General features: G+C 61.4%; 18 protein-coding genes. 10 read left to right on the forward strand and 8 right to left on the reverse strand.

All coding sequences use genetic code 11. The features are described from left to right. Positions 1-7 precede the first annotated feature (7 nt). From nuoI to nuoN, 6 genes are read left to right on the forward strand one after another with little or no spacing between them, the layout of a single operon-like run. Complete coding sequence (gene nuoI / locus M2397_RS15665) at positions 8-556, forward strand: NADH-quinone oxidoreductase subunit NuoI (RefSeq protein ID WP_003174725.1); 549 nt, start codon at positions 8-10, stop codon at positions 554-556. A gap of 9 nt (positions 557-565) precedes the next feature. Then, a complete protein-coding gene (gene nuoJ, locus M2397_RS15670; RefSeq protein WP_003174726.1) occupies positions 566-1,069 on the forward strand; it encodes an NADH-quinone oxidoreductase subunit J in 504 nt (167 codons plus the stop codon). Between the two features lie 2 nt (positions 1,070-1,071). After that, positions 1,072-1,380 carry an NADH-quinone oxidoreductase subunit NuoK gene (gene nuoK / locus M2397_RS15675; RefSeq protein ID WP_003174727.1) on the forward strand — a complete coding sequence of 103 codons (309 nt, stop codon included), beginning with the start codon at positions 1,072-1,074 and terminating at the stop codon, positions 1,378-1,380. After that, complete coding sequence (gene nuoL, locus M2397_RS15680) at positions 1,377-3,230, forward strand: NADH-quinone oxidoreductase subunit L (RefSeq protein ID WP_145337656.1); 1,854 nt, start codon at positions 1,377-1,379, stop codon at positions 3,228-3,230. Before nuoK ends, nuoL begins: the two co-directional genes overlap by 4 nt. 39 nt (positions 3,231-3,269) lie before the next feature. Beyond that, positions 3,270-4,802 (forward strand): NADH-quinone oxidoreductase subunit M, encoded by a 1,533-nt coding sequence (nuoM, locus tag M2397_RS15685; protein ID WP_048728604.1) that lies wholly within the window; start codon positions 3,270-3,272, stop codon positions 4,800-4,802. A gap of 7 nt (positions 4,803-4,809) precedes the next feature. Further along, the gene (gene nuoN / locus M2397_RS15690) at positions 4,810-6,273 is read left to right on the forward strand and encodes an NADH-quinone oxidoreductase subunit NuoN (protein ID WP_003174731.1); all 1,464 of its coding nucleotides are present in this window, start codon (positions 4,810-4,812) and stop codon (positions 6,271-6,273) included. Positions 6,274-6,399: 126 nt separating this feature from the next. On the opposite strand, the gene M2397_RS15695 is transcribed toward nuoN, so the two are convergent. Then, positions 6,400-7,152, reverse strand: a complete 753-nt coding sequence (locus M2397_RS15695; RefSeq protein WP_131698068.1) for an outer membrane beta-barrel protein — start codon at positions 7,150-7,152, stop codon at positions 6,400-6,402. Between the two features lie 123 nt (positions 7,153-7,275). Then, entirely contained in the window at positions 7,276-8,115 is an 840-nt protein-coding gene (locus tag M2397_RS15700; protein ID WP_259243964.1) for an arylamine N-acetyltransferase, read from the reverse strand. Positions 8,116-8,235: 120 nt separating this feature from the next. Between M2397_RS15700 and M2397_RS15705 the strand changes: the two genes are divergently transcribed. Beyond that, a complete protein-coding gene (locus M2397_RS15705; RefSeq protein WP_027606320.1) occupies positions 8,236-8,472 on the forward strand; it encodes a DUF6555 family protein in 237 nt (78 codons plus the stop codon). A gap of 31 nt (positions 8,473-8,503) precedes the next feature. On the opposite strand, the gene M2397_RS15710 is transcribed toward M2397_RS15705, so the two are convergent. Both M2397_RS15710 and M2397_RS15715 read right to left on the reverse strand, forming a co-directional pair. Beyond that, entirely contained in the window at positions 8,504-8,704 is a 201-nt protein-coding gene (locus M2397_RS15710) for a DUF6021 family protein (RefSeq protein ID WP_131698071.1), read from the reverse strand. Between the two features lie 12 nt (positions 8,705-8,716). Then, positions 8,717-8,896: a hypothetical protein gene (locus M2397_RS15715; RefSeq protein WP_131698072.1), complete on the reverse strand. Its 180-nt coding sequence runs from the start codon at positions 8,894-8,896 to the stop codon at positions 8,717-8,719. A gap of 133 nt (positions 8,897-9,029) precedes the next feature. Here M2397_RS15715 and M2397_RS15720 point away from each other — a divergent pair, with 133 nt between their 5' ends. Next, a complete protein-coding gene (locus tag M2397_RS15720; protein ID WP_259243967.1) occupies positions 9,030-9,551 on the forward strand; it encodes a DUF3087 domain-containing protein in 522 nt (173 codons plus the stop codon). Position 9,552: 1 nt separating this feature from the next. Here the strand turns inward: M2397_RS15720 and M2397_RS15725 are convergent, their stop codons facing one another. The 3 genes from M2397_RS15725 to M2397_RS15735 all read right to left on the reverse strand — a co-directional run bounded on the left by M2397_RS15725 (position 9,553) and on the right by M2397_RS15735 (position 13,094). Beyond that, positions 9,553-10,686, reverse strand: coding sequence for an MFS transporter (locus tag M2397_RS15725; protein WP_131698074.1), 1,134 nt, complete (start codon positions 10,684-10,686; stop codon positions 9,553-9,555). A 57-nt stretch (positions 10,687-10,743) separates the two neighbouring features. Next, positions 10,744-12,111, reverse strand: coding sequence for an MFS transporter (locus tag M2397_RS15730; protein WP_259243969.1), 1,368 nt, complete (start codon positions 12,109-12,111; stop codon positions 10,744-10,746). A gap of 119 nt (positions 12,112-12,230) precedes the next feature. Next, positions 12,231-13,094, reverse strand: coding sequence for a Dyp-type peroxidase (locus tag M2397_RS15735; RefSeq protein WP_259243971.1), 864 nt, complete (start codon positions 13,092-13,094; stop codon positions 12,231-12,233). Between the two features lie 151 nt (positions 13,095-13,245). Here M2397_RS15735 and M2397_RS15740 point away from each other — a divergent pair, with 151 nt between their 5' ends. Continuing rightward, positions 13,246-14,862, forward strand: a complete 1,617-nt coding sequence (locus M2397_RS15740) for an NADP-dependent glyceraldehyde-3-phosphate dehydrogenase (RefSeq protein ID WP_259243973.1) — start codon at positions 13,246-13,248, stop codon at positions 14,860-14,862. A 105-nt stretch (positions 14,863-14,967) separates the two neighbouring features. Continuing rightward, entirely contained in the window at positions 14,968-16,029 is a 1,062-nt protein-coding gene (locus M2397_RS15745) for an FUSC family protein (RefSeq protein ID WP_145337651.1), read from the forward strand. Positions 16,030-16,197: 168 nt separating this feature from the next. Here M2397_RS15745 and M2397_RS15750 read toward each other — a convergent pair whose 3' ends face one another. Beyond that, positions 16,198-16,956: a TetR/AcrR family transcriptional regulator gene (locus M2397_RS15750; RefSeq protein ID WP_131698079.1), complete on the reverse strand. Its 759-nt coding sequence runs from the start codon at positions 16,954-16,956 to the stop codon at positions 16,198-16,200. Positions 16,957-17,238: the final 282 nt, after the last annotated feature.

Below are 17,238 nucleotides of genomic sequence, written 5' to 3' on the forward strand. Positions count from 1 at the left end.
TTGACCCATGTTCAAATATATTGGCGACATCGTTAAGGGTACCGGTACCCAGTTGCGAAGCCTGGTGATGGTTTTCGGCCATGGCTTTCGCAAGCGCGACACCCTGCAATACCCGGAAGAAGCGGTGTACCTGCCACCGCGCTATCGCGGCCGCATCGTACTGACCCGCGACCCCGATGGCGAAGAGCGTTGCGTGGCCTGCAACCTGTGCGCCGTGGCGTGCCCGGTGGGTTGCATCTCCCTGCAGAAAGCTGAAACCGAAGACGGTCGCTGGTACCCGGACTTCTTCCGCATCAACTTCTCGCGCTGCATTTTCTGCGGCCTCTGCGAGGAAGCTTGCCCGACCACCGCGATCCAGCTCACACCGGATTTCGAGATGGCCGAGTTCAAACGTCAGGACCTGGTGTACGAGAAAGAAGATCTGCTGATCTCTGGTCCCGGTAAAAACCCTGATTACAACTTCTATCGTGTTGCAGGTATGGCCGTTGCCGGTAAGCCGAAAGGCGCCGCACAAAACGAAGCCGAGCCGATCAACGTGAAGAGCTTGCTGCCTTAAGGAAGAAAGATGGAATTCGCTTTCTATTTCGCATCGGGTATTGCAGTGGTGTCCACGCTTCGCGTGATCACCAACACCAACCCCGTGCACGCCCTGCTCTACCTGATCATTTCGCTGATCGCCGTGGCCATGACCTTCTTCAGCCTCGGCGCGCCGTTCGCCGGTGTGCTCGAAGTGATCGCCTACGCCGGCGCCATCATGGTGCTGTTCGTGTTTGTGGTGATGATGCTCAACCTCGGGCCGGCCTCGGTCGCCCAGGAACGCGTCTGGCTCAAGCCCGGCATCTGGCTCGGCCCGGTTGTCCTCGCAGCGCTGCTGCTGGGTGAACTGCTGTATGTGCTGTTCGCTCACCAGAGCGGCCAGGCCATCGGCCACACCACCGTGGACGCGAAAGCCGTGGGCATCAGCCTGTTCGGCCCGTACCTGCTGGTGGTCGAACTGGCTTCGATGCTGCTGCTCGCCGCAGCCATCACCGCCTTCCACTTGGGCCGTAACGAAGCCAAGGAGCAATGACGATGCCTGCTATCCCTTTGGAGCATGGTCTGGCGGTCGCCGGCATCCTGTTCTGTCTTGGCCTGGTCGGCCTGATGGTTCGCCGTAACATTCTGTTCGTGTTGATGAGCCTGGAAATCATGATGAACGCTGCGGCACTGGCGTTCATCGTTGCAGGTGCACGTTGGGGCCAGCCGGATGGACAAGTGATGTTCATCCTGGTGATCAGCCTGGCAGCCGCCGAGGCCAGTATCGGCCTGGCGATCCTGCTGCAACTGTATCGTCGCTTCCACACGCTTGATATCGACGCTGCCAGTGAGATGCGCGGATGAACATGATCTTTCTGACTTTCGTATTTCCCCTGATCGGTTTCCTGCTGCTGTCGTTCTCTCGCGGACGCTGGTCGGAAAACCTTTCTGCCCTGATCGGTGTGGGCTCCATTGGCCTGTCGGCCATTGTCGCCGCCTACGTCATCTGGCAATTCAACGTGGCGCCGCCGGAAGGTGGTCACTACACCCTGGTGCTGTGGCAGTGGATGTCGGTGGAAGGCTTCAAGCCCAACTTCGCCCTCTACGTCGACGGCCTGTCGATCACCATGCTCGGCGTGGTCGTCGGCGTGGGCTTCCTGATCCACCTGTTCGCGTCCTGGTACATGCGCGGTGAAGCGGGCTACTCGCGCTTCTTCTCGTACACCAACCTGTTTATCGCCAGCATGCTGTTCCTGGTGCTCGGCGATAACCTGTTGTTCCTGTACTTCGGTTGGGAAGGCGTGGGCCTGTGCTCGTACCTGTTGATCGGTTTCTACTACAGCAACCGCAACAACGGTAACGCGGCACTCAAGGCATTTATCGTCACCCGGATCGGCGACGTGTTCATGGCCATCGGCCTGTTCATCCTGTTCCAACAGGTGGGCACGCTGAACATCCAGGAACTGCTGGTGCTGGCACCGCAGAAATTCCAGGTCGGCGACTTCTGGATCACCCTGGCGACCCTGATGCTGCTGGGCGGCGCCGTGGGTAAATCCGCGCAACTGCCGCTGCAAACCTGGCTGGCGGATGCGATGGCCGGTCCTACCCCGGTGTCGGCACTGATCCACGCCGCAACCATGGTTACCGCCGGTGTCTACCTGATCGCCCGTACCCACGGCCTGTTCACCCTGGCGCCGGACATCCTGCACCTGGTGGGCATCGTCGGCGGCGTGACCCTGGTACTGGCCGGCTTCGCCGCGCTGGTGCAGACCGACATCAAGCGTATCCTCGCCTACTCGACCATGAGCCAGATCGGCTACATGTTCCTGGCCCTGGGCGTCGGCGCCTGGGACGCGGCGATCTTCCACCTGATGACCCACGCCTTCTTCAAGGCCCTGCTGTTCCTGGCCTCCGGTGCGGTGATCGTTGCCTGCCACCACGAGCAGAACATCTTCAAGATGGGCGGCCTGTGGAAGAAACTGCCACTGGCCTACGCCAGCTTCATCGTCGGTGGTGCCGCCCTGGCCGCCCTGCCGCTGGTGACCGCCGGTTTCTACTCCAAGGACGAAATCCTCTGGGAAGCCTTTGCCAGCGGTAACCAGAACCTGCTGTACGCAGGCCTGGTGGGTGCGTTCATGACCTCGCTGTACACCTTCCGCCTGATCTTCATCACCTTCCACGGTGAAGCCAAGACCGAAGCACACGCAGGCCACGGCATCTCCCACTGGTTGCCACTGTCGGTGCTGATCATCCTGTCGACCTTCATCGGCGCCCTGATCACCCCGCCACTGGCCGGTGTACTGCCGGAAAGCGCCGGCCATGCCGGCGGCGCCGCCAAGCACAGCCTGGAAATCGCCTCGGGCGCCATTGCCATCGCCGGTATCCTGCTGGCGGCCATGCTGTTCCTCGGCAAGCGTCGCTTCGTGACCGCCGTGGCCAACAGTGGCATCGGCCGTTTCCTCTCGGCCTGGTGGTTCGCGGCCTGGGGCTTCGACTGGATCTACGACAAACTGTTCGTCAAGCCATACCTGGCCATCAGTCACGTGCTGCGTAAAGACCCGCTCGACCAGACCATCGGTTTGATCCCGCGCGCGGCCAAAGGCGGTCACACCGCCCTGAGCCGTACCGAGACTGGCCAATTGCGTTGGTATGCAGCTTCCATGGCGGCCGGTGCCGTGCTGGTGATCGGCGCCATCGTTGTGGTAGCGGTCTGATATGAACTTTGCGAACTTGCGAAAGGAAACGAGCCCGTCATGATTCTGCCCTGGCTAATCCTGATCCCCTTTATCGGCGGCCTGCTCTGCTGGATGGGTGAACGCTTCGGCGCCACCCTCCCCCGCTGGATTGCGTTGCTGACCATGTCCCTGGAACTCGCACTCGGCCTCTGGCTGTGGGCCCATGGCGACTATTCATTTGCTCCGGCACCGGGTGTCGATCCGACGTTCGCGCTTGAATTCAAGCACGTGTGGATCCAGCGCTTCGGCATCAACGTGCACCTGGCCCTCGATGGCCTGTCGCTGTTGATGATCCTGCTGACCGGCCTGCTGGGTATCCTCTCGGTACTCTGCTCCTGGAAAGAGATCCAGCGTCACGTGGGCTTCTTCCACCTGAACCTGATGTGGATCCTGGGCGGCGTTGTCGGCGTGTTCCTCGCCCTCGACCTGTTCATGTTCTTCTTCTTCTGGGAAATGATGCTGGTGCCGATGTACTTCCTCATCGCGCTCTGGGGTCACAGTTCTTCGGACGGCAAGAAAACCCGGATCTACGCGGCGACCAAGTTCTTCATCTTCACCCAGGCTTCCGGCCTGATCATGTTGGTGGCGATCCTGGGCCTGGTACTGGTCAACTTCAACAGCACGGGCGTGATTACCTTCAACTACGCCGACCTGTTGAAAACCAAGATGTCCCTGACCACCGAGTACATCCTCATGCTGGGCTTCTTCATCGCCTTCGCGGTGAAGCTGCCGGTGGTGCCGTTCCACTCCTGGCTGCCTGACGCTCACGCCCAGGCGCCGACCGCCGGTTCCGTGGACCTGGCCGGTATCCTGCTGAAGACGGCGGCCTACGGCCTGCTGCGTTTCGCCCTGCCGCTGTTCCCGAATGCCTCGGCCGAGTTCGCGCCGATTGCCATGACCCTCGGTCTGATCGGGATCTTCTACGGTGCGTTCCTGGCGTTCGCGCAAACCGACATCAAGCGTCTGATTGCCTTCTCGTCCGTTTCCCACATGGGCTTCGTACTGATCGGCATCTACTCCGGCAGCCAGCTGGCGTTGCAGGGTGCAGTGATCCAGATGTTGGCCCACGGTGTCTCCGCCGCCGCACTGTTTATCCTGAGTGGCCAGTTGTACGAGCGCCTGCACACCCGTGACATGCGTGAGATGGGCGGCGTGTGGTCGCGTATCGCGTACCTGCCGGCGATCAGCCTGTTCTTCGCCGCCGCTTCCCTGGGCTTGCCGGGTACCGGTAACTTCATCGGCGAGTTCCTGATCCTGATGGGTGCCTTCGTGCAAACGCCGTGGATCAGCGCCATTGCTACCTCCGGCCTGGTATTCGGTTCGGTCTACTCGCTGATCATGATCCACCGCGCCTACTTCGGCCCGGCCAAGTCCGACGCCGTCCTGAAAGGGATGGATGCTCGCGAACTGATCATGGTGCTCGGCCTTGCGGTATTGCTGATCTACATCGGCGTGTACCCGCAACCGTTCCTGGACACTTCTGCCGCAACGATGCATGGCGTGCAGCAGTGGTTCGGCACCGCCTTCTCTCAACTCGCTTCGGCCCGGTAAGAGCGCTATGGAATTCACGATCCAACACTTTATCGCGCTTGCGCCGCTGCTGATCACCAGCCTCACCATCGTGGTGGTGATGCTGGCGATCGCCTGGCGCCGCAATCACTCACAAACGTTCCTGCTGTCGTGCGCCGGTTTGAACCTGGCCTTGCTGTCGATTATCCCGGCACTCAAGGTCGCGCCACTGGCGGTGACCCCGCTGATGATGGTCGATGACTTCGCGCTGCTGTATATCGCGCTGATCCTCGTCGCCACCCTCGCCTGCGTCACCCTCGCCCACGCCTACCTCGGCGAAGGCGGCACCGGCTACCCGGGCAACCGCGAAGAGCTGTACCTGCTGATCCTGCTGGCTGCGGCCGGCGGTATCGTGCTGGTCAGCGCTCAGCACCTGGCCGGCTTGTTCATCGGCCTGGAACTGCTGTCGATCCCGACCTACGGCCTGGTGGCCTACGCCTTCTTCAACAAGCGTTCCCTGGAAGCCGGCATCAAGTACATGGTGCTGTCGGCCGCCGGTTCCGCGTTCCTGTTGTTCGGCATGGCCCTGCTCTACGCCGAAGCCGGCAGCCTGAGCTTCACCGGTATCGGTCACGCCCTGGCCGCCACCAACAGCCCGGCGCCGATTGCCCAACTGGGCCTGGCGATGATGCTGATCGGCCTGGCGTTCAAGCTCTCCCTGGTGCCGTTCCACCTGTGGACCCCGGACGTGTACGAAGGCGCCCCGGCGCCGGTGGCGGCGTTCCTGGCGACCGCGTCCAAGGTCGCTGTGTTTGCGGTGATGGTGCGTCTGTTCCAGATCTCGCCTGCCGCCAACACCGGCGTGCTGAGCAACGTGCTGACCGTGATTGCCATCGCGTCGATCCTGTTCGGCAACCTGCTGGCGCTGACCCAGAACAACCTCAAGCGTCTGCTGGGTTACTCGTCCATCGCTCACTTCGGCTACCTGCTGATCGCCCTGGTGGCGAGCAAAGGCCTGGCCGTGGAAGCCATCGGCGTGTACCTGGTCACCTACGTGATCACCAGCCTCGGCGCGTTCGGCGTGATCACCCTGATGTCCTCGCCTTACAAAGGCCGTGACGCCGACGCCCTGTACGAATACCGCGGCCTGTTCTGGCGCCGTCCGTACCTGACCGCCGTACTCACCGTGATGATGCTGTCCCTGGCCGGTATCCCGCTGACTGCGGGTTTCATCGGCAAGTTCTACATCGTCGCTACCGGTGTCGAAGCCCACGAGTGGTGGCTGGTTGCGTCCCTGGTACTGGGCAGTGCCATCGGCGTGTTCTACTACCTGCGCGTGATGGTCACCCTATACCTGATCGAGCCAAACCTGCGCCGTGTGGATGCCGAGCTGCACTGGGAACAGAAAGCCGGTGGTGTGATGCTGCTGGCTATCGCCCTGCTCGCCTTCTTCCTCGGCGTGTACCCACAACCGTTGCTCACCCTGGTGCAGCACGCGGTGCTGGGGGTTTGATCGCTTAGCGGTATGTGAGTCAACAGAAACGGCGCCTTCGGGCGCCGTTTTTGCGTTCTGGGCTGACCTGCAATAGCTCTAAAAAAAACGCCCCGAATGTTCGGGGCGTTTTACGTTGCAACCGCGTTAAAACGCGATGCCTACCTTGACCCCGTATTCATCCCGCTTGAGCCGGGTGTTATCGGCCACTTCGGAATCACCGTCCAGCTTGTATTCGGTGCGGGTGTAGTAAAGGCCCGCCATCACCGGCAGGTCGCCCTTCTGGTTCATCAGCAGGCTGACTTCGGCGTAAGGGTTGGTGCGGTCCTTGAGGTCTACGGTGTCGCTGCCCACGCCGTCCACCTTGAGCTTCGTACGACCATCAAGGGTGCGACGCGCACCCGCTTCAAAACGCAGCGTCATGTCATCGAACTGATGGTTGTAGCCCAAGGCTGCCTTGGCGAACGGCGACTTGTTGGTGAGTTCCATGTCGTAGTCGTTCGAGTCCAGCTCATAGCGGGTCCAGCTGTAACCGCCGCCAACGATCACGTCGACAAAGTTGCGCGCATCCAGCGCGGCACGCCAGCCGAGATCCAGGTCGGCCTGGCCTTCCTTGAGTGTGTTATCACTCTTTTCACCGTACTTGGCTTCCACGCCTGCCTGGTAGATAAAGCCCGACTCGGCGGTGAGCTTGTTGCCGAAGTTGTAGAAAAGGCCGGCTTCGGGCATGTGGTCCTTATCACTTTCACTACCGCCTTCGAGCTTGAAGTCGTTGTAGCTGCCCAGAATCCCAAAGGTAGAAATCGGGTCAGTGGACGGTGCGGCGAACACCACGGCTGGCGCGGCGACCAGCGCCAGCAGTGAGGAATGCTTGAGGAAGTTTCCGAATAGTTTGGACATCGTTTACATCTCCTTGTCTGGTGGGCAAATTATTCAGGAAACGCTTCGAACCCGGGTTGGCACCAAAGGTTCGAAAAAATTTGCCCCCTCTTGGAGGTAAAACGGTTCAGCGATAGCTCTAGATCAATACTCCTGGCGGGCAGCCATTACCAAGCCATCAAGGGTTGAATCTAGCTGAGGGTGAACCGGCACGCGAATCCCAAAAGTAGTGCCCAGCACTCCCAGCAGTTCGTCGGCGCTCTGGATCACGCGCTTGTCACTCGGCCGATCCAGGTAGTGAATCGCATAATGGGCGTTGTTCAAGGTGTGGCGTTCGCCCGCTGCCAGGCGTGCGACTTTCAATTGGCCCAGGAACGGCGAACCTGGATGGGTAGAGACGTACCAGTTACCGATTTCGTAGTCGATGTCTGCCTGCACTTGCAGGTCGAACACATACAAGCCACGCCATTCCCCCGCGACCTCGGCCCACAAGGTGTAGCTGCCCTCCTGCTCATTGAGTGTCAGGCGATACGGCTCATGGGCCGTGGCCTGAACGGCTTGTGTGTGCAACTGCAACGGACTGCTGGGCACCATGCCACCAAAGCCGACGTCGGTGACGTAACGCACGCCGTCCAGTGTCACCAGGCTCAGGCGATGGGTACGCGCCGTGCGCGCCTCCGGTGGCCCGCCCATCACCACCCGGCCGGTAATGCCGCGTGCATCAAAGCCCAACTCTTGCAACAGCGCCAGGAACATCTGGTTCAACTCATAGCAATACCCACCCCGCCCCTCGAACAGGACTTTCTGCTCGACGCTGTGCAAGTCGATCGGCACCGGCAGGCGCAGCAGGGTCGACAGGCTTTCAAAGGCGAAGGTGCACACATGACGCAGTTGCAAATCCCGCAGGGTCTGCAGGGTGGGCGGTGGCGGCGAATCGTAACCCAGGCGTTGCAGGTACAGACGGCTGTGGTTCAGGAGGGTCATGGCGCGATCCTTGGGCGCGGGAGGGAGGGGTCACTATGCCGCGCAAGCATGCAGATTGTCATTTTGAGTGAACCTTTTTAAACCGTTCCCTATCCATCTATAACAAGACAGGGAGGCAACATGAGTACCGCAAAAATCTACACCATCCACTACCAACTGCACGGTCAACCGAAGTCCTTTGTGGTGCGTGCCGAAGTGATGAACAACGCCGAGGCGTGGCACTGGGCGGCCGTTGACGCTGACATTGCGCATGTCAGCCGTATCGGCCGGGTTGGTCATGAACAGGTGAAAAAAACCACGCGCCCATGGGCAGAGAAGTACGGCATCACCGACGTCACCTGGATGCCGCCCAGATAAACAAAAGCCCCGCTCAATGGCGGGGCTCAGTTCATTTTTTCAAGTCGCCCAACGGATCGTAGGGCGGCTTTTTTTTCGCCTCTTCCTTGTCCTTTTTATCCAGCGGGGCGATGGCCGGACCTACCGGATCAACCTGCGGATCTGCCACATCCGGTGAGTCCGGATCAAATCCCAACTCATCCTTGCCGCTGGCGTGTTCGTTGGAGGGGGGTCCATCCGAGCGCTTGTTCATCATGGTCTCCTGTTATAGGGGGCGAGCTTTATCGTGGAGATTTTCCAGGTCTTGTTCGACGCGCTCCACATCATCCTGTGCATCACGCTCTTTCGGGTCATTGGGGCGCAAGGCATCGTTGTCACGCTCTTCTTCACCGGGGGTGCGATCAGGGTCGGGTGTACCGGGCGGTGGCTGCTTGTATTCGGGCATGGTGGTTCACCTCAAAGGGAGTACACCGGTTTAGAGAAACTGCCCCAGATCATGGTTCAACTTGATTGCCCCACCGCTGACCGCTGGCCATGAGAAGATGCCACTCCCTACCCGCCCTGGAGACCTGGACCGGATGTTCGAGCTCAAACCCTACGACCCCGTCACCTACCGCCAACAGACCCGCCGCAGCACACTGATCGTAGCCGTGCTGTTCATGGCCTTGGCCATGCTGCTGTCGAGCCTGGCGGTAATGCTGTTCGGCGAACCCGGCGGTGACAACGTGCGCTTCAATGTCGGCGGCGTATTCGCCGGGGTGTTGATTACCCTCGCCCTGGTGCGCGGCCCGTTCTGGAGCCAACCCTGGCTGGCGCCGGCCGTGTATGGCTGGCAGCTCAAGCGCAACCTGATGCGCGTGACCAATGTGATGCACACCGTCACAGAGCGGGTGCAGGCCAATGACCCGACGGCGATCAAGGTGCTGCGTTTCTACCATTTGGGGCTGACGCAGATGCATGAACTGGATGCCAACTCCAGCGCCCAGGCGCAGTTGGTCGGCGAAATGAACGCGCATAAAAACAAGATGCAGGCACTGGGGATGGACACCGAGCAGACCCGTTTCGACCCCACCTGGCTGGAAGGCTTGAAAAGCGCGTAAGTCAGTCGCCAGCCACACGCGTACGCCAGCAAAACAGCGCACTCACCGCAATCGCAGCGCCTGCCACGCCAAACACCAGGGGTGCCGAGGCCACCGGCAACAGCAGGCCCGCCAGCAGTGGCCCGAGGCCCGCGCCGATATCACGCCATACCGCGTTGGACGCCAGGGCCGACACCCGCATCGAACCGGGGTTGCGCTCGGCGACCAAGGTGGTCACCAGGGGCAGTTGCAACGCGCGCAGCACCAACACCGCTGCCGCGCCGACAACCACCCAATAGCTGCCGAACGCCGTCAAGGCCAAGGCACTCATGAACGAAAACAGCAACAACATCGAGGTGGCGCCAAAGCGCTGCGCCGCGCGGCCGCCCAGGGGGCTCAGGAGCATTTCCGAGACATAACGCAGGGCCATCAAGCCGCCCGCGATCAGCACCGCGTCGCCGCCGAGCAGCTTCTGCGCCTGGATCGACAGGCCGAAAATAAACAGTCCGTCCAGCGCCACGCCTTCGATAAACGACCACATCGCCACGCTGTCGGGCCATTGGAAGCGGCGCCCGGGGGTACTGTGCAAATCATGCCCGGCGCTGGGCAGGCTGCGCGCCATCCACAGCCCCACCAGGCAACAGCCGGCGAGGATCACAAAGATCGGCCGCGGCCCGGCCCACAGCGTCAGCCAGCCACCCAACGGCAACGCCAGCATCGGCCCCCAGGCGATCAACGCCCGCGATCGCCCTGCCCGCCGCGCGGCGCCCTCCGGTTCGGAGGTGGCCAATACCTGGGTCGACAGGTTCAACGCGGCAAAACACAGGCCCCACACCAGCCGCAGCCCCAACAATGCGGCAAAACCCGACAACACCGAATTACCCAGCGCACACAGCGTTGCGGCACCGGCGGCGATCATGCAGGTCAGGCGATCACCGTTGCGTGCGTAGAAATTCAGCACATGCCGGTAACCGAAAATCCGCACCAGCCGGTTGGCCGCCAGCAACACCCCGGCCTGGGCGAGCGTGATGCCGAAGGCCTGGGACTCCATGGGCAACAGCAGATAGAGCAACACGTCACTGGGCAGGCATAACGCCAAGGTCAACGCAGCGCGGCGGGAATGGGTATCAGCAGTGCGGAGGGCCAGGCTGGACATAAATCTGAAACATCCCGAAATATTCAGGTCGCCACGGTAGCCCTCCCGCCGCAGGTTTTACAACGGCTTTTTCCCGTAAGGCAGCAGACGCAGGCCGCTGGCCACGGCGCCCACCAGCGCAAACACGCAACCCAGCCACAGCGCATACAGCGGGCCATTGCCCAGGGACAGGTGGAAACACAACGCCACCAACGACGCCCCCAGCGTCTGCCCCAGCAACCGCGAAATCGCCACGATGCCGCTGGCCCCACCGCTGCGCGCCAACGGCGCACTGGTCATCAAGGCTTTGAGGTTGGGCGACTGGAAGAAGCCGAAACCGGCACCACACAGCGCCATGCGCCAGCCGATATCGAAGGCCGATGCGCCGTTGCCCAAGGTCGCCAACGCGGCCATCCCCACGCTCAACATCAACAGCCCGATACCACACAGCAGGCCCAGGGACACACGGTCAGCCAGGCGTCCAGCGACCAGGGCCATGACCGCCACGACCGCCGGCCACGGCGTCATCAGGAACCCGGTTTCCACCTGGCTATGCCCCAGCATCGCCTGTAGCAGAAAGGGCAGCGACACAAAAGCCAGGCCCTGGGCGCTGAAGGCGCAGATCGCCGTGAGGGAAGACAAGGCAAACACCGGCCGCTTGAACAGATCCAACGCCAGCATCGGCGCCGGGTGACCGGCCTGCCGGCGCAGCAGTAACGCGCCACACACCAGCGCCACTGCTATCAAGCCAAGGGTTAACGCCACCTGCGCACCGTGCACCGCCGTGCCCAACCCCAGCACCAGCAAGGCGAACAAACCCGCACATAGCAGGGCCGCGAGGCGGTCGAATGCATGCCCGGTCATCGGCAGGATCGGCAATGAACGCAGGCCCAATGCCAGGGCCAACAGCCCCAACGGCACATTGATCAGGTACAGCCAGTGCCAGGTCGCCACCGACAGAATCGCCGACGCCGCCGTGGGCCCCAGGGTAAACGCCAGCCCGACCACCAGCGAGTTATAGCCCAGGCCACGCCCGAGCATTTTTGACGGGTAGATATGTCGCAGCAACGCCGTATTGACACTCATGATCGCCGCCGCACCCAGCCCCTGCACCACACGGGCGGCGGTCAGGCTGACCAGCGAGCCGGCCAGCCCGCAAAACAGCGACGAGACGATAAACAGCAGCAACCCGCCGAGATACACGCGGCGGTGCCCGAGCACATCGCTGAGCGATGCAAACGGCAGCACCGTGGCGATAATCGCCAACTGGTAAGCGTTGACCACCCAGATCACCGAGGCGGAATCGGTGCCAATCCCTTCGGCCAGGGTCGGCAACGCCGTGTTGACGATGGCCGTGTCCAGCGTCGCCATGCCGATTCCCAGGGAGATCGCGATCACGGCTGGCAGGCGTTTATTGAGGGGCAGCCCATCGGCAACAGAAGACATGAACAATCCGCACAGGTGGCAAAGGTGTCTAGATTACGGGCAGCCGGGGATTTTTTCAGTGGGGCATTGCGTGGCTGTGCGAATTTTCATGTTCAGCCACACACCACAGGTAAAGGCGATCAGCCTGCCAGTGCACTCAGGTCCAGGCGCCCACCGAGGGTCGGCGGGCACCAGTAGTAGCCACCGGTCAACGGCGTGCTGATCCGATACAGGCCATCGACAATCCCGTCTTCCAAGCCGCTCATGCGGCGCAGTTGCGCTTCGAACGCATCGAAGGAATGGCCGAATGCAAGGAACATCAACCCAGCCTGGCCATTTTCGGCCCAAGGCATGGAGCGGCGCACCACGAAGGCCTCAGGGGTGAAGCTTTCCTGGGCGGTACGCTTGGTGTGGGCGGATTCGGGAGCGTCTTCCAGCTCTTCGTTGTCGCCATGGCGGCGGCCGATGATGTAGTCGCGCTCCTGGGCGGGCAACGCGGCGAAACCATCGAGGTCGTGCTGCCATTGCTGGATCGCGGCGAAACTGGCGCCGCTGTCGGTCAAGGCGGCTTCAACGGCGGCGTCGTCGTGGGGGTTTTCGGTGCCGTCTTCGTAGTCGGTGAGGTCGAAGCCCGTCTTGTAGCGGAAGCCTTCGGTCGACTGCACCAGGCGAAACGCGGGGGCCAGGGCCTTCTCGAAAGCGCGACTGCGCAGCAGCAACTCGCCGCGATCGATGCCATGCAGCCACACCCACAGTGCCTGCTGGGTGGACGGGTTGTGCGCGCCCGGCGCGCTCACGGCAGGAAAGCTGCGCAAGCCATCAATCGTTGCACCCAGCGCGTTTACCAGCGGCTCGCCAAATCCGACCACTGCCGCCGAATCGGTCAACTGCACCAGCGCGTCCAGCGCAGCGGGCACGGCTGCCAGGGTATCCACGACAAAAAACAGATGGCGTGCCTGCAAAGGCACCGGTGCGGCAAGAATGCCCGGCTGGTACTGACTCATGTGAACTCCTTCAAGAAAGGCGCGCAGTCTACTATCTCGAAGAGCAGGCCACACGCCCCGGTGCGTACTGCAAAGCGCACAAGCCTTGCCATAGAGCCCTGTGTTGGGTGACTCTCTAGTCATATTTTGCAACTATTCCAGGGGAAGTGACATGACCACCAGCAACCTGCTCGACCAGCTGTTTCCCACCAGCGTCGCCGATATTCCCGAGCAATACCGCCTGGCGGCGCCCATCGAACAGCGTGATTACCTGGTCGACGGCCAGTTGCAGGTGTGGAACGGCCCCTTGGCCCAGGTGCAGAGCCCGGTGCAATTGGGCGACCGCCGCGTGGTGATCGGCAGCACGCCGTTGCTGGACGCCGACACCGCCCTCACCGCCCTCGATGCCGCCGTGCGCGCTTATGACCGTGGCCAGGGTGAATGGCCGACGATGCGGGTGGTGGAGCGTATCCAGCACGTCGAGGCATTTTTGCGACGTATGCGCGAACAGCGCGACGCAGTGGTCAAGCTGCTGATGTGGGAGATCGGCAAGAACCTCAAGGACTCGCAGAAAGAGTTCGACCGCACCTGCGACTACATCACCGACACCATCAATGCCCTCAAGGAACTCGACCGCCGCAGCAGCCGCTTCGAGCTGGAACAGGACACCCTCGGGCAAATCCGCCGCGTGCCCCTGGGCGTGGCGCTGTGCATGGGCCCCTATAACTACCCGCTCAACGAGACGTTTACCACGCTGATCCCGGCGCTGATCATGGGCAACACCGTGGTGTTCAAGCCGGCCAAGCTCGGTGTGCTGTTGATTCGACCGTTGCTGGAGGCCTTCCGCGACAGCTTCCCGGCCGGGGTGATCAACGTGATCTACGGCAGCGGCCGCGAGACCGTCAGTGCGTTGATGGCCAGCGGCAAGATCGACATCTTTGCCTTTATCGGCACCAACAAGGCCGCCAGTGACTTGAAAAAGCTGCACCCCAAGCCGCACCGCTTGCGTGCCGCCCTGGGCCTGGATGCGAAAAACCCCGGCATCGTGCTGCCGGAGGTGGACCTGGACAACGCCGTCAGCGAGGCCGTCACCGGCTCGCTGTCCTTCAATGGCCAGCGTTGCACCGCGTTGAAAATCCTGTTTGTGCATGAAGACGTGGTCGACAGCTTCATCGAGAAATTCAACCGCAAACTGGAGACCCTCAAGCCCGGCATGCCCTGGGAAGACGGCGTTTCACTGACACCGCTGCCGGAAGTCGGCAAGGTGGATTACCTCAACGAGCTGGTGGCCGATGCGCAACAACACGGCGCCCAGGTGGTGAACGCCAATGGCGGTACCCGCCGGGGTTCGTTCTTCTACCCGGCGGTGCTGTACCCGGTGAACCCGCAGATGCGCGTGTACCACGAGGAACAGTTCGGCCCGGTGGTGCCCATCGTGCCCTACCGTGATCTGGAGACGGTGATCGAGTACGTACTCGACTCGGACTTCGGCCAGCAATTGAGTATTTTCGGCACCAACGCCGTGGAAGTCGGGCGCCTGGTGGACACCTTTGCCAATCAGGTCGGCCGCATCAATATCAATGCCCAGTGCCAGCGCGGGCCGGACACGTTCCCGTTCAACGGGCGCAAGAACTCGGCCGAGGGCACGCTGTCGGTACATGACGCGCTGCGCGTGTTTTCGATCCGCACCCTGGTGGCGACCAAGTTCCAGGACAGCAACAAGGCGCTGGTCAGCGACATTCTGCGCAACCGCGACTCAAGCTTCCTGACCACCGACTATATCTTCTAAGGGCAATACCGATCTCAATGTGGGAGGGGCGGTGCGACGTTTCGACTTGTCCCCTCCCACATTTGGATTGTGTACATCTCCAAAACCGAGGCCACTTTAGTACTGATGAACCTGCCACTCTTCGCCCGGCGCCTGCTGCGCCCCCTGCTCGACCCGTACCGACGCTATCGCCACGCCAAGCTGATCCACGCCGTGCGCGTGTCCATTGGCCTGCTGGCGACGATCCTGCTGACCACCGGCATCAACCTGCCCCATGGTGAATGGGCGTCGGTGACCATGCTGATTGTGATCGGTGGCTTGCAGCACCACGGCAATATCGGCAAGAAAGCCGTGGAGCGCGCCTACGGCACCTTGATCGGCGCCAGCGTCGGCTTGTTGCTGGTGGTGCAACAGGCCTACTTCGGCCAACCGCTGTTGACTTACCTGTTGATGTCGGTGGTGTGCGGGTTCTTTTCCTATCACGCCATCGGCAAGGGCGGCTACATCGCGCTGTTGTCGGCGATCACGGTGTTTATCGTCGCCGGGCACGGTGACAATCCGATCTCGGATGGTTTGTGGCGCACGGTCGACATCCTGATCGGTATCGTGCTGGCCCTGGCGTTCTCCTTCGCCCTGCCGCTGTATGCGGTGTACTCGTGGCGCTACAACCTGGCCAGCGCGTTGCGCGACTGTGCCGCGATCTATAGCCGGATCATCAATGGCCAATCGGTCACTGACGATGAACACCTCAAACTGCTGAACCGCTTGAATGCGGCGATGCTGCAATTGCGCTCGCTGATGCCGTCGGTGTCCAAGGAAGTGCGGATTTCCATGACCGAACTGGACGCCATCCAACGGCACCTGCGCATGTGCATGAGCACCCTGGAGATTCTCGGCAACACGCGACCGGACCCGCGCGATGAACAGGCGATGGCGCGTATGCAGGTGATGCTGAAAGCCGAGCACCGGCAGATTCGAGTGCAACTGGTGGGGATGGCGCGGGCATTGAAGTCGGGGGTCACGGAGCGGCTGGAGCGGCCCAGCCCTATCACCGGCGGCGAGCCCACGCTGGATGCGCCGGTTTACAGTGCGCTGGATGGGTATCGATTGTTAACGGTGCAACTGGCGGCGAATGTGGACGCGATGCGCCAACGACTGGCCAAGAGCGCCGGGCGTTGGAGGATCTAGAAAGGTGGCCCGTTGACCTGTTTACTCACATCAACACTTTCACACTTTCTCTTACATATTTTTCACGTTTTATTCACATCCCGAGACGTAGTGTGAAGCCTCATCCGTTACAAATGTTGCACATCAAGCCCGCCGCCCCAGCGGGCTTTTTTTTGCCTGGGATTTGAGTTAGCGCGAGGCCTTCGCGGCCGGCGCGGCCGCTTGCTCACGAATGGCGCGCTGGGTATCCAGCACCTTGGCCAGCGCGTGTTCGGCTTCCGGGCTTTGCTGCGGCACACGAATCGCCGCCGAGACCAGGGTGATCAGCTTGGCCATCACTTCAGCATCGGTCGCCGGGCGGCCCAGGCTCATGGAGTTCATCAGCAGGCGCAGTTCGGTACCCGCCATGACCCCGGAAATGGCCTTGAGGGCAAATTGCAGGCGCACTCCCAGCTCATTGCGCGGCAAGTCCGGCAAGGCCAGCGCGAAGGCTTCGAAGAAGCGCTGGAACACCGGCTGGTAATGCACCTTGAGGTATTCCTGGATAAACGGCGAGGTGTCGCTGTACACCCGCCCGAGGAAACGGATGAACGAACGCCCTTCCCCACTGGCACTGGCCGGGTCGCTGCGCTCCAGGCCCATGGCCGGAGCGAAGAGCACACCGAGCAAGGTGTCGCAATCAAGCGGGCCATCGGACTCGGCTTCACAACGCGCCAGCAGTTCCAGGCGCTGCTCGTTGAGCGGCTCCAGGCGTTGCATCAGCAGGGTCTTCATCAGGGAATCCTTGTCCCCGAAGTGGTAGTTCACAGCGGCCAGGTTCACCTGGGCGCGCTCGGTAATCTGCCGCAACAACACCGCGTCATAACCGTACTTAATGAAGAGAGCCTCTGTCGCATCCAGCAATCGAGTCTTGGTAACGTTTGGAGCGCTGAGTTTCTTCGCGACCATAAGGGTTCCACGGCGGAAATATTGTTTTAAAAAATAATTTGATTTTTTATACCGGTGCGGCCGTTCGAAAGCAAGTAGTGACACACCGCTATGCTATCCAAAGCCTTTGCCAATGGGCACTTTGAGGGCAGTCCCAGGTATTTTGGCAGCCCACCACACCGACGGGTGAAATCATTTCAAAGCGTAAAACCGCTCTACACCCACGGCTGGCGAAGCGCGGGGAACCCGGTTAGTATTCAAACAATATTTTAAAAACAAGAAATAAAACCAGTCCGAGACGCG

The organism is Pseudomonas sp. BIGb0381 (genome assembly GCF_024809815.1).
In the GTDB taxonomy this organism is placed as follows: Bacteria; Pseudomonadota; Gammaproteobacteria; order Pseudomonadales; family Pseudomonadaceae; genus Aquipseudomonas.

Excerpts from the sequence above, each read along its gene's own strand:
- nuoL (WP_145337656.1), top strand. The coding sequence starts at position 1,377 with ATGAACATGATCTTTCTGACTTTCGTATTTCCCCTGATCGGTTTCCTG.
- M2397_RS15715 (WP_131698072.1), bottom strand. The coding sequence starts at position 8,896 with ATGCCCGAATACAAGCAGCCACCGCCCGGTACACCCGACCCTGATCGC.
- M2397_RS15720 (WP_259243967.1), top strand. The coding sequence starts at position 9,030 with ATGTTCGAGCTCAAACCCTACGACCCCGTCACCTACCGCCAACAGACC.
- M2397_RS15725 (WP_131698074.1), bottom strand. The coding sequence starts at position 10,686 with ATGTCCAGCCTGGCCCTCCGCACTGCTGATACCCATTCCCGCCGCGCT.
- nuoN (WP_003174731.1), top strand. The coding sequence starts at position 4,810 with ATGGAATTCACGATCCAACACTTTATCGCGCTTGCGCCGCTGCTGATC.
- M2397_RS15735 (WP_259243971.1), bottom strand. The coding sequence starts at position 13,094 with ATGAGTCAGTACCAGCCGGGCATTCTTGCCGCACCGGTGCCTTTGCAG.
- M2397_RS15745 (WP_145337651.1), top strand. The coding sequence starts at position 14,968 with ATGAACCTGCCACTCTTCGCCCGGCGCCTGCTGCGCCCCCTGCTCGAC.
- M2397_RS15695 (WP_131698068.1), bottom strand. The coding sequence starts at position 7,152 with ATGTCCAAACTATTCGGAAACTTCCTCAAGCATTCCTCACTGCTGGCG.
- M2397_RS15700 (WP_259243964.1), bottom strand. The coding sequence starts at position 8,115 with ATGACCCTCCTGAACCACAGCCGTCTGTACCTGCAACGCCTGGGTTAC.
- nuoJ (WP_003174726.1), top strand. The coding sequence starts at position 566 with ATGGAATTCGCTTTCTATTTCGCATCGGGTATTGCAGTGGTGTCCACG.
- M2397_RS15710 (WP_131698071.1), bottom strand. The coding sequence starts at position 8,704 with ATGAACAAGCGCTCGGATGGACCCCCCTCCAACGAACACGCCAGCGGC.
- M2397_RS15730 (WP_259243969.1), bottom strand. The coding sequence starts at position 12,111 with ATGTCTTCTGTTGCCGATGGGCTGCCCCTCAATAAACGCCTGCCAGCC.
- nuoM (WP_048728604.1), top strand. The coding sequence starts at position 3,270 with ATGATTCTGCCCTGGCTAATCCTGATCCCCTTTATCGGCGGCCTGCTC.
- M2397_RS15740 (WP_259243973.1), top strand. The coding sequence starts at position 13,246 with ATGACCACCAGCAACCTGCTCGACCAGCTGTTTCCCACCAGCGTCGCC.
- nuoI (WP_003174725.1), top strand. The coding sequence starts at position 8 with ATGTTCAAATATATTGGCGACATCGTTAAGGGTACCGGTACCCAGTTG.
- nuoK (WP_003174727.1), top strand. The coding sequence starts at position 1,072 with ATGCCTGCTATCCCTTTGGAGCATGGTCTGGCGGTCGCCGGCATCCTG.
- M2397_RS15750 (WP_131698079.1), bottom strand. The coding sequence starts at position 16,956 with ATGGTCGCGAAGAAACTCAGCGCTCCAAACGTTACCAAGACTCGATTG.
- M2397_RS15705 (WP_027606320.1), top strand. The coding sequence starts at position 8,236 with ATGAGTACCGCAAAAATCTACACCATCCACTACCAACTGCACGGTCAA.